The sequence below is a fragment of the Rhodococcus sp. C-2 genome (genome assembly GCF_027854095.1).
Classification (GTDB): domain Bacteria; phylum Actinomycetota; class Actinomycetes; order Mycobacteriales; family Mycobacteriaceae; genus Rhodococcus_F; species Rhodococcus_F qingshengii.
The window spans coordinates 103329-118707 of the sequence record NZ_JAQGFI010000012.1 but is presented as its reverse complement, the minus strand read 5'-3'; the positions used below and the strand labels follow the sequence as shown (position 1 = coordinate 118707).

At 61.6% G+C, this 15379-nt stretch carries 16 protein-coding genes and 1 pseudogene; 8 read left to right on the top strand and 9 right to left on the bottom strand.

Translation table 11 applies throughout. The features are described from left to right. The first annotated feature begins 30 nt into the window (after positions 1 to 30). Positions 31 to 738 carry a TetR/AcrR family transcriptional regulator gene (locus PCS43_RS24555; RefSeq protein WP_007731468.1) on the top strand — a complete coding sequence of 236 codons (708 nt, stop codon included), beginning with the start codon at positions 31 to 33 and terminating at the stop codon, positions 736 to 738. A 49-nt stretch (positions 739 to 787) separates the two neighbouring features. Here the strand turns inward: PCS43_RS24555 and PCS43_RS24550 are convergent, their stop codons facing one another. Then, positions 788 to 2284 carry an MFS transporter gene (locus tag PCS43_RS24550; protein ID WP_003940566.1) on the bottom strand — a complete coding sequence of 499 codons (1497 nt, stop codon included), beginning with the start codon at positions 2282 to 2284 and terminating at the stop codon, positions 788 to 790. Positions 2285 to 2383: 99 nt separating this feature from the next. Here PCS43_RS24550 and PCS43_RS24545 point away from each other — a divergent pair, with 99 nt between their 5' ends. Further along, positions 2384 to 3043 (top strand): TetR/AcrR family transcriptional regulator, encoded by a 660-nt coding sequence (locus tag PCS43_RS24545; RefSeq protein WP_080712681.1) that lies wholly within the window; start codon positions 2384 to 2386, stop codon positions 3041 to 3043. Positions 3044 to 3052: 9 nt separating this feature from the next. Here the strand turns inward: PCS43_RS24545 and PCS43_RS24540 are convergent, their stop codons facing one another. From PCS43_RS24540 to PCS43_RS24515, 6 genes and pseudogenes are all read right to left on the bottom strand, one after another. Further along, on the bottom strand, positions 3053 to 3256 hold the full coding sequence (locus tag PCS43_RS24540) for a PspC domain-containing protein (protein WP_003939828.1): 204 nt from the start codon (positions 3254 to 3256) through the stop codon (positions 3053 to 3055). A gap of 190 nt (positions 3257 to 3446) precedes the next feature. Continuing rightward, the gene (locus PCS43_RS24535) at positions 3447 to 4295 is read right to left on the bottom strand and encodes an alpha/beta fold hydrolase (protein ID WP_209909776.1); all 849 of its coding nucleotides are present in this window, start codon (positions 4293 to 4295) and stop codon (positions 3447 to 3449) included. A 543-nt stretch (positions 4296 to 4838) separates the two neighbouring features. Further along, entirely contained in the window at positions 4839 to 5801 is a 963-nt protein-coding gene (locus PCS43_RS24530) for a DUF389 domain-containing protein (RefSeq protein WP_007731461.1), read from the bottom strand. A gap of 176 nt (positions 5802 to 5977) precedes the next feature. Next, a pseudogene (locus PCS43_RS24525) lies at positions 5978 to 6310 on the bottom strand (transposase); the annotation flags it as partial. 36 nt (positions 6311 to 6346) lie between these two features. Further along, positions 6347 to 6514: a hypothetical protein gene (locus PCS43_RS24520; protein WP_155277909.1), complete on the bottom strand. Its 168-nt coding sequence runs from the start codon at positions 6512 to 6514 to the stop codon at positions 6347 to 6349. Between the two features lie 154 nt (positions 6515 to 6668). Continuing rightward, on the bottom strand, positions 6669 to 7022 hold the full coding sequence (locus PCS43_RS24515) for a winged helix-turn-helix transcriptional regulator (protein WP_007731459.1): 354 nt from the start codon (positions 7020 to 7022) through the stop codon (positions 6669 to 6671). A 109-nt stretch (positions 7023 to 7131) separates the two neighbouring features. Here PCS43_RS24515 and PCS43_RS24510 point away from each other — a divergent pair, with 109 nt between their 5' ends. From PCS43_RS24510 to PCS43_RS24490, 5 genes are all read left to right on the top strand, one after another. After that, positions 7132 to 7752: a malonic semialdehyde reductase gene (locus tag PCS43_RS24510; RefSeq protein ID WP_209909779.1), complete on the top strand. Its 621-nt coding sequence runs from the start codon at positions 7132 to 7134 to the stop codon at positions 7750 to 7752. 300 nt (positions 7753 to 8052) lie between these two features. Next, on the top strand, positions 8053 to 8700 hold the full coding sequence (locus PCS43_RS24505) for an ABC transporter permease (protein ID WP_019745160.1): 648 nt from the start codon (positions 8053 to 8055) through the stop codon (positions 8698 to 8700). After that, positions 8697 to 9908 carry an ATP-binding cassette domain-containing protein gene (locus tag PCS43_RS24500; RefSeq protein ID WP_007731456.1) on the top strand — a complete coding sequence of 404 codons (1212 nt, stop codon included), beginning with the start codon at positions 8697 to 8699 and terminating at the stop codon, positions 9906 to 9908. The genes PCS43_RS24505 and PCS43_RS24500 overlap by 4 nt, the downstream gene beginning before the upstream one ends. 2 nt (positions 9909 to 9910) lie before the next feature. Next, positions 9911 to 10729, top strand: coding sequence for an ABC transporter permease (locus PCS43_RS24495; RefSeq protein ID WP_003939758.1), 819 nt, complete (start codon positions 9911 to 9913; stop codon positions 10727 to 10729). Next, positions 10726 to 11721 carry a glycine betaine ABC transporter substrate-binding protein gene (locus PCS43_RS24490; RefSeq protein ID WP_003939988.1) on the top strand — a complete coding sequence of 332 codons (996 nt, stop codon included), beginning with the start codon at positions 10726 to 10728 and terminating at the stop codon, positions 11719 to 11721. Before PCS43_RS24495 ends, PCS43_RS24490 begins: the two co-directional genes overlap by 4 nt. 27 nt (positions 11722 to 11748) lie before the next feature. On the opposite strand, the gene PCS43_RS24485 is transcribed toward PCS43_RS24490, so the two are convergent. Both PCS43_RS24485 and PCS43_RS24480 read right to left on the bottom strand, forming a co-directional pair. After that, entirely contained in the window at positions 11749 to 12525 is a 777-nt protein-coding gene (locus PCS43_RS24485; protein WP_054825167.1) for a trans-aconitate 2-methyltransferase, read from the bottom strand. 75 nt (positions 12526 to 12600) lie between these two features. Beyond that, complete coding sequence (locus PCS43_RS24480; protein WP_073513616.1) at positions 12601 to 13638, bottom strand: phosphatidylinositol-specific phospholipase C domain-containing protein; 1038 nt, start codon at positions 13636 to 13638, stop codon at positions 12601 to 12603. A 190-nt stretch (positions 13639 to 13828) separates the two neighbouring features. Between PCS43_RS24480 and PCS43_RS24475 the strand changes: the two genes are divergently transcribed. Continuing rightward, positions 13829 to 15367, top strand: coding sequence for an acyl-CoA synthetase (locus PCS43_RS24475; protein WP_042922333.1), 1539 nt, complete (start codon positions 13829 to 13831; stop codon positions 15365 to 15367). The last annotated feature ends 12 nt before the right edge of the window (positions 15368 to 15379 follow it).

Below are 15379 nucleotides of genomic sequence, written 5' to 3'. Positions count from 1 at the left end.
TCATTCCGCTTAGTGCCGTAGACTGTGAGGATGCCGACAACACACCCCGACGCTTCTCATGCGGGGACCTCGGCCGACTGCTCACAGCCGCGCCTTCGGTCCGACGCCAAGGCCAACCTCGAGCGCATCCTCAACTCCGCTCGCGAGGTGTTCGCTGCCCAAGGACTCGACGCCACGCTGGCAGACGTCGCGAAGCACGCCGGCGTCGGCGTCGGCACCGTCTATCGCCGCTTCGCCAGCAAGGACGAACTGATCCAGGCACTGTTCGACACGCGGTGTTCCGAGATCGAAACGATCGCCGCCACCGCCCGAGAGATGCCCGACGCCTGGGAAGGTCTTGTCTACTTTCTCGACGTGATCTCTCTGCGCATGGCAGACAACCGCGGATTCGGCGATCTCCTGATGGACGGACGCTTCACGTCCGACACCTTCGCTCGCGCGCGCGCCGGGATCGCTCGACACACTGCGGTACTTGTCAATCGCGCCAAGGAACAGGGCACCCTGCGCAGCGACTTCGAAGTCAACGACATTCCACTTCTCATGCAGGTCGTCAAGATGGCCCAGAAGTTCGGTGGCGATGAGGCCCCTCAGGCTTACCGCCGCGCACTCGGGTTCATGATCGACGGACTCTGCGCGTCGCGCACCGACCATCGGGAACTGCCCGTGCCGGCGCTGTCCTCCGAGCAACTCGATCACGTCCTTCATCGGTTTCAGGCAACGCCCGGGAAGAACTGCTGAGTCGATTTCGGGGTCGACGCCATTGCGGCGTCGACCCCGAAATTTGCTGTCAGTGGGCGATTACCGGTTCACCTTCCGGCGAATCCGGAAGCAGTCCACTCCGAAGAACCAGTCCGGTCAAGACCGCACCGACCGCGAATATGCCTGCGGCCCAATAGAACGTCGTGGTGTAACTCTCGACGGCGGCCTGCGCCTGAGTCAGCGGATTCATCTCGCGGCCCACCAGGTAGTTGGTGGAAGCCGAGGCGGCAATCGTGCTGAGCAGTGCAGTTCCGATCGAGCCGCCCACCTGCTGCATCGTGTTGACCGTGGCAGATGCGACGCCGGCATCTTCGTGATGCACGCCTGAAGTTGCTCCCTGCATCGACGGGGCGAAAATGCTGCCCATGCCGAGTCCGGTGACGACGAGCCCCGGCAGAATGTGGACTGCATAGGTGCTGTCCACCGAGATCTGGGCCAGCAGAGTCATTCCGATCGCCGCGATGACCATTCCGCTCACGATCAGCACTCGCGGACCGACGCGCGGCAGCAAAACCGCTGTCGAAAGCGTTGCCGCTGTCACGATTCCGAACACCATCGGCATGAATGCGAGGCCGGTCATGATCGGGCTGTACCCGAGGATCAGCTGCATGTAGTACGTCAGGAACAGGAAGACTGCGAACATGCCTGCGCCGGAAAGGAAGATCGCCAGGTACGAGCCAGCCCGGATTCGGTCGAGGACCACCCGCAGCGGAAGAAGTGGGTGCTCGGACTTGGTCTGCCAGTAGATGAACGCCGCCATGAACACGACGCCGGCAACGAGCCACGAGATAGTGGGAGTTGCACTCCACCCGTCCGACTCGGCCTTCGAGAATCCGAAGACGATGCTGAACAAGCTGATCGACACCAGGATCGTTCCGGGGATGTCGAGCTTGGGTCGCGAGTCACTGGTGTGCGGCGCGAGCAACAGGACTGCTCCGACCAGAGCGATCGCCGCGAAGAAGAGATTCACGAAGAGGCACCAGCGCCAGTCGACCCACTCGGTGAGTGCGCCGCCGAGCAGCAGTCCGATGGCGCCACCACCGCCGGCAACGGCACCGAAGATACCGAACGCCTTGGCACGCTCACCTGGATCCGTGAATGTCACGGACAGCAGCGACAGGGCTGCCGGGGCAAGGAGCGCACCGAATACGCCTTGGCCGGCACGAGCGGCAACAAGCATTTCGAAGTTGACGGCTGCGCCACCGATGGCGGAAGCGACTGCGAAGCCGATCAGGCCGACGATGAAAGTTCGCCTGCGCCCGAACAAGTCGCTCAATCGACCGCCGAGTAGCAGCAAACTGCCGAACGCCAATGCGTATGCCGTGATGATCCACTGGCGGTCCGAATCACCGAACTCCAGTGAGCGCTGCGCAGCAGGCAGCGCGATGTTGACGATGGTGGCATCCAAGACCACCATCAGCTGCGCAATTCCCAGAACCGCGAGAACCAGCCACCGCTTTGCGTGGTTGTCCCCTGAAGGCGCTGAGGACTGCTCGAATTCAGTCCGTTCAGCAATGTCTGACATAGTCCCTCGCCCAACCTATGCGGAGATGGCTTCTCCGGTTAGCAAAAACGCTACACGAAAACGGAGAGGCTGTCTCCACTTGGCGGGTAGAGTGGGGACATGAGTACCGCAATGGAGCGCCCCCTTCGCGCCGATGCTGCACGTAATCGGCAGTTGATCATCGACGCCGCACGTGAATTGTTCGCCGAAGAAGGGATCGACGTCACACTCGACGACGTCGCCCGGCGCGCGGGGGTCGGCGTCGGAACGGTCTATCGGCGGTTCGCCAGCAAGGAAGAATTGATCGACGGAGTCTTCCAGCAGAACTTCGCCGACATGGCAGCGGCCGCGGACGCGTCACTTGCCAATCCGGATCCGTGGGACGGACTTGTCACCTTTGCCGAATTCGCCTGCAGCCGTATGTCGGTCAACCGCGGACTCAAAGACGTCCTGAACGGAACCGACGAGGGATGCGAGCAAGTCGCATGCCAACGATCCATCATCGAACCGTCGGTCGAGAGGATCTTCTACCGGGCCCAGGAGGCCGGGATGCTGCGCACCGACGCCGTACCGACGGACCTGTTCGGCCTCATCTTCATGGTGGGCGCAGTCACCGAATTTGCTCAGCCCGTCAACCCGACCGTGTGGCGTCGATACCTCTCGGTAATGCTCGACGGCCTACGCACGGAGGGCTTGCACCGTGACGCACTGCCCCTTCCTCCACTGAGTTCGGAGGAATTGCACGAGGCCAAGCAATGCCTGAAAGACCGCCGCCGTTGAGCGGTTCGGTCAGATCTGCTCACGAGGAATGAAAATCCACATCACGATGTAGATCAGAAACTGCGGGCCGGGCAGCAGGCACGAGAGTACGAACAGCAAGCGGACAGTCGACGACTTCCAACCGAAGTACCGAGCGATTCCGGCGCACACCCCACCGAACATTGCTCCCGAGCGGGCGCGGGTGAGCTTGCGGGTATTCATCGGGGAGGTCATGTGTTGTTTCCTTTCAACGGAACTCGCGGTTCATCCGCGTCGACCTCCACTATCCGCTGCCGATCCACCTGTGCGCATCAGGCCATGGACCCATCTTTTCCGACGCGGTATGTCCTCAGGTACGAGTCTGTCCCCGCGTCGGACTCAGGGTTCTCCCCCACACCCCGGCCTCGGACCTCAGCCTCGCACCTCAGCAGGGAAACATGCGTCGAAGCCGTTTCGGAGCCGCAAAAGGTTGCCAGTTGTCGACGTCCTGTGCCAGACGATCGGCAACGGTCCACAACGCCGACGGGTTGTGGGTCAACCCCATGTGACTGCCTTGCACCGCAATGCTTTCCGACAGGCCTGCCGAGGTTTCACAGCACGCTTGCCATGGAACGATACCGTCGTGCCTGGAGTAGACCGACGTGGCGGGAACAGAAATAGGCGATCCCTGTTCGGATTCGATGCCGTCTACCGGAGGCAGTATCGCGTGATTGCCGGACAAACGAGCGTAGACAGATCCGACTCTCGTCTGCTCCAGACTGGTGAGACCGAAAGGACTTCCGAGTGTCACTACCTGACGCACCGAATCCGGCAGGTCCCTCGCCAGCTTTCGAGCGTAGATACCGCCCAGACTCCAGCCGATCACCGACACCTTCTGCTCGTATCGATCTGCTACCTCGGCCAATGCGGCAGGCAGTCCGTCGACCACCGTCGCCGTCGGACCGGTGTTGAGACCCAGATTCCAACCGTGAACCCGGTATCCGAGAAAGCTCAAGTATGTCCGCAAGGCGAGAGTCGAAACGTCCGAAGTCAGCAATCCGGGGAGAACGAGGACCGGATGCCCGTCCCCACGCGGCGATCGAAGCAACCAAGGAGCCGCGAGAAGCAGTGAAGCGATGTCGACCAGTCCGCGCGTCGGCTCGCTCAGACACATCGCCAAGGATGGTGGCCCCGGAACAAGTGGGTCGACTTCACGAATCAGCGTCGATCGCTGCGCCCAATCGAATTCGGTCTCCGCGAAATCGATCGCCGGGACTTCCGCAACTACGGACACCTGAACTCCTGTCGGCCGGTGCCCTCGTCGGGGCGTGTGGTGGGGCGGTTCCGCGAGCTGTGTGCTCAACCCGCGGAACCTTGTCCTCATCCACCACCGGTAGCGAACCAGGACCCGTTCTGCCCACAGATTCGTGACCAAAGGCCTCTCGACCACACGAACACTGTGTGATCCAGAACACTAGTTTTGGTTACGTTGCATCTACGTTGCGTAGATGTTTCGTCGCTACCAAGGAGAATCTCGACAGGTCTTGTCAAGCACTGCGGCAGGCCGTTTCCTCCGGCAGAGCCGTCGGCGCTGCAGGTCCGAAGGGTCTGAGTGAAGTCACGCTGCCAATCGGTTGCGGCTCGATTGATCCCCTTTTCCAGTCGCTGCAACCAGCCTGGAAGCCATGATCGGTACAGACAGCGGTACCCAGATCCGACAGTTCGCATGCCGGATCTGTTTGTCGCGACGTTTGTCGGCGCAGACATTCCCACCGATCCGCAAGACAGCTGTCAGCCTGAAGCCTCGAAAGTCCAGTTCCGGCAGTGGGTCAGGCGCCTACGGCGATGTGCCAGGCCTGGCGTCCCGGCGCGTGACTGATTTCCATTGGCGACCGGATCGGGGCAATGAGAACAGCAGCAGCACAACTACTCCAGCGAGCACGATACCGATCAGATTGACACCGAGCTGAGCCAGCGAACTCAGCACGACATTCCACTTACCTGCGAAGACCGCAACGACCGCCAATCCCGCAGCTGGCACCGTCGTCACCGAGATGAACACCCCCACCAGGACCGTAGAGGTAGAGGTGACCGTTGCCAGCATGCCAGCCGCTCCCGCCAGCAGTGCTACCACCAGTGAGAACGGCCCCACCTCGTAGATGAAGTCGAATGCGCGGGCGTTCTCGACATCGCCGATTCCGACCCAGCCCAGACGAATCCACAGCATGGTAGCCAGGCCGGTGAGGGCCATCGCGGCCGGAAACGAGATCGCGAGGGTACGAATCGAATTTCGCACGAGATCTTTGTCTCGACGTACCAGACCCACTGAAAGCGCTGCCAGCGGCCGGAACTCCGGCCCCACCACCATTGCACCGACCAGGGTCAGCGGCGACGCCGTGGCAACACCGACTGCCGAGAGCAAAAACGCGATCACCAGGAAGGCCAGGAACGCCGGAGTCAGTCGGGCACCTTCGCGCACCTGACCGAGCAACTGCTCCCACACCACTGTCTCGTCGGGTCTTCTCGGGGCCGCAGTGTCCGCCCGTTCTGCGGAGAAGGACAGCATGGTTCCCGCCGGCTCGAACGAAATACCGCCAGCCCTCACCAGGTCCAGAGCAGTCAACGCGGCAAGCACGTCGTTCGCGCATGCGCGGGCTACATCGGCCTCGATCACATCTCCCGGCGGATCGACAGCGGCTCTGAGTGCGAGTGTCACATGAGTAGCCCCAGGTTCGGCGGCCAACATGTTCAGCACATCTCCGGTCCGCTCACTCGGCGAGATGACACGCAGATGCAGCACAGTATTGTCTCCTTCAGCCGGCGGTGGCCTCGGGTGCAGGCAGCATCGACGGCCGGTCCATCACCGGAAACCATAGCGGGCTCGGACATGTCTCAACACCGTGGATTCTCAGCGCTACGAGCCACACTCCCCCCGGCGCACATACATCTACCGCACTGCGTTAGTCGCTAGGGCGCTCACGCAGCCGCGGCGGTAGTCGGTCCAAGTTGATAGATCGCGTTATCGCGGAGGAGCGCCCACCACACGTTCAGTCTCCGCCTCCCAACGCAAGAACCGCCTGCGTATGACACTGCCCCTCGGCCCGTTTGCGGGTACAAAAAGCCTACGACTGAGCGTTGTGCCGGATACTGTGCTGCGCGGACAGATAGAAGGCCCGCAACAGCCTGCGGTCGTACCTGCGCGGCCGGCGCAGATTTCCACTGACTCGGCCCGAATCTCGCGGCACAGGCGCTAGACCCTGAGATGCCGGCCAATCTGTCTGCGCTTCCGAACGCAGACACGTCACCACCCCGTGGCGGCGACATCTGCCCAGCCACCCGCACCAACTACCCGTTTGCGGCCTCGACCGCGGCGTCGTCAATCCGAGAGGCGTTGTATGCCTTCTTGTTCCGGAACCACACTTCCGACTTCGTCCGGCCGAATTTTCGAAGTCCGTCAGGCGATTGATAGGTCGAGTCGTCGAGAACACCGGGCGGCCGTTCTCCTTCAGCCATGTGAACAGCAGCACAAAAAGAGCCATACCCGGCGTCCCAGGCAGCCCCGAACCGACAAATGTTCGGCCAGTATCGCCCGGGAAAAACGGTAAGGAAATAACAACTGGCAGAAACAGGACCCGCGCAGTCGCTGAACTGCCGTTCGAGCTAGCGCTCAGTTCGAGCAACTCTCGGGTGGCAGATTTTCGGCGGCCCACGTTGTCAGTTCACTGAGAGCGGGGAGCAGCGCCTGCCCCGACGCTGTGAGTTCGTACTCCACGGCGATGGGCGGACCTGCATCGACGCTCCTCGTCACCAGGCCTGCCCCTGCCAACTCCGTCAGGCGTTCCGAGAGCACCGAATCACTGATCCCGCCCACCGCGCGCTTGAGTTCGGAGAATCCCGCCGGCCCGTTCAGCAGCGTGCCGAGAATGACGCCGTTCCACCGTTTGCCCAGGAAGCCGAACGCGCGGGCCAGAGCCCCGTCACATGCGCGGGGCTCGTGTCCCGCTTCGCTCTTGCTTGCCACCCCACCATCCTAGCCACAGTGCTAACGTATCCGTAGGCACTATTTTTTTACTAGCAACTAGCTTTACCGGGTGATGCTCGGTCGAGCTACCACGGAACGGAAACCCCCGATGTCTCTCGACGCAGCCACCCCATTCACCGCCCAGCAACTCGACGAAGCCGGCCGCGAGCTCCTCTTCACTGCTGCTCGCACCGCCAACTCCTTCTCGAACGAACCTGTGACCGACGACGAACTGACTGCGATCTGGGAGCTCGCGAAGTGGGCACCGACCGCGGCCAACACCAATCCGCTACGTGTGCTGTTCGTCCGTACCGAGGAAGGCAAAGCACGCCTCGTCGAGCACATGGCAGACGGCAACAAAGCCAAGACCGAGGCCGCTCCTGCAGTTGCCGTACTGGCGGTGGACACCGAGTTCTACAAGCACATCCCCAACCTGTTCCCCATTCGCCCGGAGATGAAGGACTACTTCGAATCCGACGAGGCTGCCGCCAGTTCGACGAGTCGGTTCAATGCCGCACTTCAGGCCGGCTATGTGATCCTCGCGATTCGCGCACAGGGTCTGGTCGCCGGCCCGATGGCCGGGTTCAACGCCGACGGCATCGACGGCGAATTCTTCGCAGACGGACGTTTCAAGACGATCCTCGTGGTGAACATCGGCCATCCCGGTGAGAACCCCTGGTTCGATCGTCTGCCGCGCCTCTCCGATGAGGATGCGCTCAGCTGGGCCTGAGGCCAATTCGGACAAATCAAGCAATGCGGGAGAGTTCTGCGGAACTCTCCCGCTTTGCCATCTCCAGCGCGTTTCAACTCTGCTCGCAGTGGGTACATACCCGCGTCTCGCAAAATCTCACGTCCAGAACAACATCCGACACGCTGCAATCGGAATTAGTTGCAGTATCTCAGTTTTTGGACGACAGTCGAGGGAAACCCCTCGGCCTACGGAGGCTGCGGGGAAAGCCCTTGTGCGCCGGTCGGTGTCGAGGGAAGACGTTCGAGCGAGCAGAAGTCCGAAGAAAGTGGGTTCGGAAATATGGGCGCCCTATGGGATTTTGTCGTTGCACGACGACAACAATTGATGACCGACTCGTACCTACATGTTTCAGCAGTTATCCAGTCCGTGATCATCGCGACGATTGCCGCCGTGATCATCGGCATTCTCGTCTACCGGAGCCCGGCGGGATCCTCCATCGCTACGGCGTTGGCCAGCACGATCCTGACGGTTCCTTCATTCGCCCTCCTCGGACTGCTCATTCCGATTCTCGGTCTCGGCGTCGCTCCCACGATCACCGCGTTGATCTTGTATGCCCTGCTCCCGATCATTCGGAACACGATCATCGGTCTGGATGCAGTCAACCCGGCGATCACGGACGCAGCCCGCGGTGTCGGAATGAATCGCATGCACGTACTGAGTCGAATCGAGCTACCGATCGCGTGGCCGTCGATCCTCACCGGCATGCGGGTCAGTACACAGATGCTCATGGGCATCCTCGCCATCGCGGCGTACGCCAAAGGTCCTGGTCTGGGAAACCTGATCTTCTCCGGACTCTCGCGTGTCGGTAGCCCGAATGCTGTTCCGCAAGCGCTGGTCGGCACCGTACTGATCGTCATTCTCGCTCTGATTCTCGACGGAATCTACGTCGTCATCGGTCGTCTCACTACTTCGAAGGGGCTGCAATGACTGAAACCATTCCGTCTGACGTATCCACAGATCAGAAGGTATCCGGGGTCGAGATCGTCCTGGAGTCCGTCACCAAGCGGTACCCGGGCCAGAAAGCTGCAGCGGTGGACAATGTTTCGCTGACTGTTCCGGCCGGTGAAATCGTGGTCTTCGTCGGACCTTCGGGTTGCGGCAAAACAACGACGATGCGCATGATCAACCGCCTGATCGAACCTACCTCCGGCAAGATCACCATCGACGGCAAGGACGCGCTGTCGATCGACCCGGACAAGCTCCGCCGTGGCATCGGGTACTCGATCCAGCAGGCAGGCTTGTTCCCGCACTTCACGATTGCGAAGAACGTCGCGACTGTCCCGGGTCTGATCGGTTGGGACAAGAAACGTATCGCAGCGCGCACCGACGAGATGCTCGACCTCGTAGGCCTCGATCCCGATACCTATCGCGACCGCTACCCTCGCCAATTGTCCGGCGGGCAGCAACAGCGTGTGGGCGTGGCGCGGGCGCTGGCTGCCGATCCTCCGGTGCTGTTGATGGACGAACCTTTCGGTGCCGTCGATCCGATCACCCGCGGCCTGCTCCAGGACGAACTGATGCGTCTGCAGTCGGAGTTGGGTAAGACCATCGTCTTCGTCACGCACGATTTCAACGAGGCAGTCAAACTCGGTGACCGTATTGCCGTGCTGGGCAATCAGTCCAGCATCATGCAGTACGACACTCCGGAAGCGATTCTCGCCAATCCCGCAAACGACATGGTCGCGGGATTTGTCGGGGCGGACGCCTCGCTCAAGCAGCTGACCCTGACTCGCGTGCGCCAGATCAAACTCAAGCAGTGCCTCACCGCCCGCGAAACCGATTCGGTCGATGATTTGAGAACCGCACTCGCAGCGCGTAAGTGGAAGTGGGCCCTGATTCTCGATCAGCGCGGACGGCCGCTTCGCTGGGTCTCGCCCGGCCACCTCGCCCATGCGTCGACTCTTCGAGGTGTCGGTAACGAGATCGGCGAAGCCGTGTCCATCCAGTCCACCCTGCAGGATGCGTTGGAAGCTCTTCTCGCAGAGAGCAATGCGTCCACCGTGGTCACCGGACGGCGTGGCGAGTACGTCGGTCTCATCACCATCGACACACTGGTCAGCCATCTTTCCGAAATGCGCGAGGAGCATGCGCACGACCACGACGAAGAGCCAGACACCGAGAACGTCGAGGGTTGAACATGACTGCCACGACAGAGGAGCGCGTCTCCGCGCCTGAGATGGAACCGGACGCCCCCGATCTGGGTGCGGCCGAGAACGCCGCCACGCGCCGTGCGGAACGGATGCGACTGTATGTCCAGCCGGTCATCGTCCTGATCCTGGTTGCGGGCGTGTTGATCTGGGCATTCAGCCGAGATCTCAACGCGACGCAGAAGGCGAGCATCAATCTCGACAACATCGTCACACTGACCTGGCAGCACGTACTGATCACGGCCGCCGTGGTCATCATCGTCGTCGCCATCGCAGTTCCACTCGGAACCCTGCTGACCAGGCCGAAATTCACCCGGCTGGCACCGTTCTTCGTGGGGATAGCCAACATCGGAGCCGCAGCGCCTGCCATCGGCCTGCTCGTGCTGTTCTATCTCGCGACAAGAACGACCGGCTTCTGGATCGGCGTGTTTCCCATCGCGTTCTATTCGTTGCTTCCGGTGCTGCGCAACACCATCCTCGGCTACCAGCAAGTGGACAAGACCTTGATCGATGCCGGGCGCGGGCAGGGAATGTCTTCGCTCACGGTCCTGCGTCAACTCGAATTCCCGATGGCCGTCCCGTACATCCTTGCAGGACTGCGTACTTCGCTCGTTCTGGCCGTCGGTACCGCGACGCTGTGCTTCCTGGTCAGTGCCGGCGGACTCGGCATTCTGATCGACACCGGATACAAGCTCCGCGACAACGTCACCCTCGTTGTCGGTGCCGTACTGGCGGTGTCGCTGGCCTTGCTGATCGACTGGCTCGGCGCGCTCGCCGAAACTTATCTCGGGCCCAAGGGATTGCGATGACCAAGACTTCGATCACCAGAACGTGGGGCTGGAAACTCGCGGTTGCCACGATCGGCCTCACACTTGTCGCTTCGTGTGGTCTCGAGTCCGGTGGCGCACTGCCCCTGGCCGTCGGCCCCGGCAGCATCGAGCCGGTTCCGGAGCTCGAGGGTGTGAAGATGACCGTCGGCTCCAAGGACTTCACCGAGCAGATCGTGCTCGGGTACGTCATCGAATTCGCGATGGCCGCTGCGGGCGCGGATGTTCGAGATCTCACGAACATCCAGGGCTCGAACAGCACCCGTGACGCACAGTTGAACGGCCAGATCGATCTTGCGTACGAATACACCGGAACCGGCTGGATCAACTACCTCGGCAACGAGACACCGCTTCCCGATTCGCAGGCGCAGTTCGAGGCCGTCCGCGATGCGGACCTTGCTGCGAACGACATGGTGTGGACCGATCCGGCGCCGATGAACAATACGTATGCATTGGCGATGAGCAAGGAGACCGCTGAGAAGACCGGTGTCAAGACCGTTTCCGACTACGCGAAGTTGGTCGAATCCGATCCCGGAGCTGCGGTGACGTGCGTCGAGACCGAGTTCAACGTCCGCCAGGACGGATATCCCGGCCTGGCAGCGAAATACGGTTTCGACGCCTCTCGTGCCCAACGCCAGATCCTGCAGACCGGCATCATCTACCAGGCGACGGCCGATGGCGATCAGTGCAAGTTCGGCGAGGTGTTCACCACCGACGGTCGCATCATCGCACTTGATCTCGTTCTGCTCGACGACGATCTCCAGTTCTTCCCGAAATACAATCCGGCACTGGTGATGAAAAAGGACTTCGCGGAAGCACATCCGCAGGTAGCAGAAGTCATGGCACCGATCTCGGAGCGACTGACCAACGAGGTGATGACCGAGCTCAACCGGCAGGTCGACGTCGACGGCAAGGAGCCGGCGGACGTGGCCCGCGACTGGCTGGTCTCGGAAGGCTTTGTCACGGCGCAGTGATCGGCTGACCGCAACCCAGCCGAGTAGTTACCGTTTGCGTCCGACGCAGAACACCCGCCGGAACGGAAAGAGCGTTCCGGCGGCTGTTGCGGGGTAGGCCTCCCTCAGCAGATCGGAATACTGACGCTCGAACTCCGGAGCGTCAGCTTCGCCGAGAACGTCGAGCACGGGTCGTAACCCCGTCCCCCGTACCCATCCGAGCACCGGGTCGGCACCTGCCAGCACGTGTACGTACGTCGTCTCCCAGGCGTCGACGTCGAATCCGTGTTCTTGGAGACGCTGCGCGTACTGAACTGGACTGTCGACGCCTTCCGGGCCGCGTAGGACGCCACCCAGTCGCTCACTCCATTCCGCTGATTCCGCGAGATCTCGCATGAGCGCATGGGACGGAGCATCGAAGTTACCCGGCACCTGCCACGCCAGCCACGATCCGGATTCCAGGGTGTCCGTCCACTGGTCGATCAGCTCGCGATGGCTCGGAACCCACTGCAATGCAGCGTTACTGACGACCACGTCGTAACCGGTGGCGTCGAAGGACATGATGTCCCCCAACTCGACGGTGACGTTTCCCGGTAGGTCTGTAGGGGCCTGCGCGACCATTTCGGGAGACGAGTCGAATCCGGATACCGAGGCGTCCGGCCATCTTTCCCCGAGCATCGCGGTCAGGGTGCCTGATCCGCAGCCGAGGTCGGCTACCCGCGTCGGGTCTTCGGTGGCCACCCGTGACACCAGGTCCACGAACGGGCGTGACCGCTCACCCGAATAGCGGCCGTAGACTTCGGGATTCCACGTGACAGTGCGCATGAACCCATCCTGCACCCTGTTCCTGAGAATTGCCGCCCGTCAGATCTCGCTCTTCACGATCCGGCCTTTCGAAAATCACCGACGCGGCACCACGGTGGACAGTACGTTCGGCAACCTCGACCAGTCCGCGGTGATGTAACTTGCGTGCTGCCCGGCCAACAGGTCGAGACGCTCGCTCGCCTCGGTTTCGGTGGCATGGGTTCCGTCGATCTGCGGAGCGACCTTGTGCGCGTCGGTCATGACGAGCAGGTAGCCGCGATCGTGGTACCAACTCGGATCCACGACTCCGGCGGTGTAGTCGAGAGCGTCGCCGTCGAAAATCACGAACCACGGACGGATCCCCGGGTCGGTATAGCGGTCGAGACGTGGGTCTCCCGGTGATGCACGGTGAACAGCGGGAAAGGCGGCGCTGAGTTCGACGAGCCCGGCGGAGGACAGATCTCGCAGGTGCGTCGCATACTGCCGGTCCGTCCACTCCGTATCGAGAGGGTTTCCCTCCTCGATCGTTCCCGGTATCAGCTCGAACAGAAATTTCCCGGTCATTTCGGAATTGCTCGGCCATCCACGCTCGGTGACGGCGGCATCCGGGGTGGAGTAGGACTCCCCCATCAAATCGGCCGGCGTGAAAACCGCGTCTCCGAGTGTCCCGAGAATCAGGGCGTCGAGATCCGCGGGCCCACGTCCGTACCCGGCAGTGAACCCGTCCTTGATTTCCAACTTGATCATCACCGGCGGGTGCTCGGGATTGGCCTCGTGCCACGCCCGCATATCTGCCAGGCATCCACGGAATCCCTGATCTCGTAGACCGCTTCGCAACCCGGATGCGTCCTGAGCGCCGACGCAGTTGCTCTCGCTCGCCACCGGATTCATGTGCGACACACGCCAGTCCGGACCGCCCCCGTTGGTCCACAGGTCCAGCTCGAGCAACGACGCCCCGGAATCCAAAGCGTCGGCGAAGTACGGAAACGTCGCCTTCTCGTAGGAATTGTGGACCCCGACTGACGTGGTCTCGGAAAACGAGCGCACTTGGTTCGTAGTCGTTTCGGCGCCGGCAGAGGGCGCCGAGACGACCGCCACGAACGCACTCATACCGGCTACCAGGATTGCTCGCATGTTCGACACTCTCGCAGAAATCACCCCACGGCAGGATGGAATCGTCAGAGTTAACTGGACAATCGTCTAGATTGCACCGGAGTGGGGCATGATTTCAGGCGGTGGGTGAGGGCAATTGTCAGGCCAATAGCATCAGTGCCGGAACTGATCCGAGTCAGAGCACTCGCCGCACACTCGCAGGAGGAATCGCATGCAGCTGACTCAATTCGTTCACCGATCCCTACGAGCGTCGCCCGAAGCGGTGATGACGATCTCCGATGGCCGAGTGCGCACGTCTCGCGAATCGGTCGACCGGATCAAGAGGCTCGCGGGCGGGCTGCAGACGTTAGGCCTGCACACCGGTGACAGAGTCGCGATCTTGGCATCGAACTCCGACTACTACCACGAGGCGCTCCTGGCCTGCTGGTGGTTCGGAGCAGTGGCCAGTCCGGTCAATTCTCGCTGGAGCACGGCGGAAATCAGGTACGCCCTGGAAGATTCAGGGTCGACGGTATTACTCGTGGACGAGAATTTTGCTTCCGTCGGATCTACCCTTCGCGAGGCGTGTCCAGGCCTGACCACTGTCGTCTACTGCGGCAACGACCGAGTTCCGGACGGAATGCTCGACTACGAACAGGTGATCGCGGAGGCGATTCCGGTCGACGATCTGCGCGTCGGCGGCGACACGCTTGCACTACTCCTCTACACCGGCGGGACCACCGGAGTGCCGAAGGGCGTGATGATCAGCCATCAAGCGCTGATGACCTCGGCGCTGGGCACTCTCGCGGCAGGCGGCGTGGCAATCAGCAACGGAACGAACCTCGCGGTGAACCCTCTGTTTCACATTGCCGGGATCGTCGGATGGTTGGCTCAGTCGCTGATGGGTGGAACCCAGGTCTTCGTAGCGAACTTCAGCCCACGGACGTTCCTCGAGGCCGTGGACCGCTATCGCCCGACAACCGTGGGTCTGGTGCCGACAATGCTCCAGATGTTGGTCGCCCACAAAAACGAAACGGGCGAAGACGCAACCACCTACGATCTGTCCAGCGTCAGGATCCTGAGATACGGCGCCTCGCCCATATCTCCGACGCTTCTCGGGCAGGTCATGCAAATGTTCCCCAACAGTTCCTTCGCTCAGGGCTATGGGATGACTGAAACCGCGCACATCAGCATGCTGAGTCCAGCCGATCACCTCGAAGGTGGTGATCTCCTCCGCAGCGCTGGTCGCGCGCTCCCTCATTGCGAGGTGAAAATCGTCGATCCGGCCGGCTCGGAACTCCCACCCGGCAAGGTGGGCGAAATCGTCACGTTCGGCAGCCACGTCATGCTCGGATACTGGAACAAACCGAAGGAGACCGCAGAAGTGCTCCGCGACGGGTGGATGCATACCGGCGACGCCGGATACCTCGACGCCCGCGGTTACCTGTTCATCGTCGATCGCATCAAGGACATGATCGTCACCGGTGGCGAGAACGTCTACTCCACCGAGGTCGAAAATGCTCTGGCACAACACGAATCCGTCGCGGCCTGTTCCGTGATCGGTCTGCCCGATGCCCAGTGGGGCGAGCGTGTCCATGCCGTGGTCGTCCTTCGGCATGGTTTCGACGCCGACGCCGACGAACTGCGCGCTCACGTGAAAACGCTGATAGCCGGATACAAATCTCCGCGCACTTTCCAATTCGTCGATGCATTGCCGCTGTCGGCAGCAGGCAAGGTGCTGAAGCGCGATCTTCGTTGCAACGCAACGTAATCCTTTACGACG

Excerpts from the sequence above, each read along its gene's own strand:
- PCS43_RS24555 (WP_007731468.1), top strand. The coding sequence starts at position 31 with ATGCCGACAACACACCCCGACGCTTCTCATGCGGGGACCTCGGCCGAC.
- PCS43_RS24550 (WP_003940566.1), bottom strand. The coding sequence starts at position 2,284 with ATGTCAGACATTGCTGAACGGACTGAATTCGAGCAGTCCTCAGCGCCT.
- PCS43_RS24545 (WP_080712681.1), top strand. The coding sequence starts at position 2,384 with ATGAGTACCGCAATGGAGCGCCCCCTTCGCGCCGATGCTGCACGTAAT.
- PCS43_RS24540 (WP_003939828.1), bottom strand. The coding sequence starts at position 3,256 with ATGACCTCCCCGATGAATACCCGCAAGCTCACCCGCGCCCGCTCGGGA.
- PCS43_RS24520 (WP_155277909.1), bottom strand. The coding sequence starts at position 6,514 with ATGGCTGAAGGAGAACGGCCGCCCGGTGTTCTCGACGACTCGACCTAT.
- PCS43_RS24510 (WP_209909779.1), top strand. The coding sequence starts at position 7,132 with ATGTCTCTCGACGCAGCCACCCCATTCACCGCCCAGCAACTCGACGAA.
- PCS43_RS24505 (WP_019745160.1), top strand. The coding sequence starts at position 8,053 with ATGGGCGCCCTATGGGATTTTGTCGTTGCACGACGACAACAATTGATG.
- PCS43_RS24500 (WP_007731456.1), top strand. The coding sequence starts at position 8,697 with ATGACTGAAACCATTCCGTCTGACGTATCCACAGATCAGAAGGTATCC.
- PCS43_RS24495 (WP_003939758.1), top strand. The coding sequence starts at position 9,911 with ATGACTGCCACGACAGAGGAGCGCGTCTCCGCGCCTGAGATGGAACCG.
- PCS43_RS24490 (WP_003939988.1), top strand. The coding sequence starts at position 10,726 with ATGACCAAGACTTCGATCACCAGAACGTGGGGCTGGAAACTCGCGGTT.
- PCS43_RS24485 (WP_054825167.1), bottom strand. The coding sequence starts at position 12,525 with ATGCGCACTGTCACGTGGAATCCCGAAGTCTACGGCCGCTATTCGGGT.
- PCS43_RS24480 (WP_073513616.1), bottom strand. The coding sequence starts at position 13,638 with ATGCGAGCAATCCTGGTAGCCGGTATGAGTGCGTTCGTGGCGGTCGTC.
- PCS43_RS24475 (WP_042922333.1), top strand. The coding sequence starts at position 13,829 with ATGCAGCTGACTCAATTCGTTCACCGATCCCTACGAGCGTCGCCCGAA.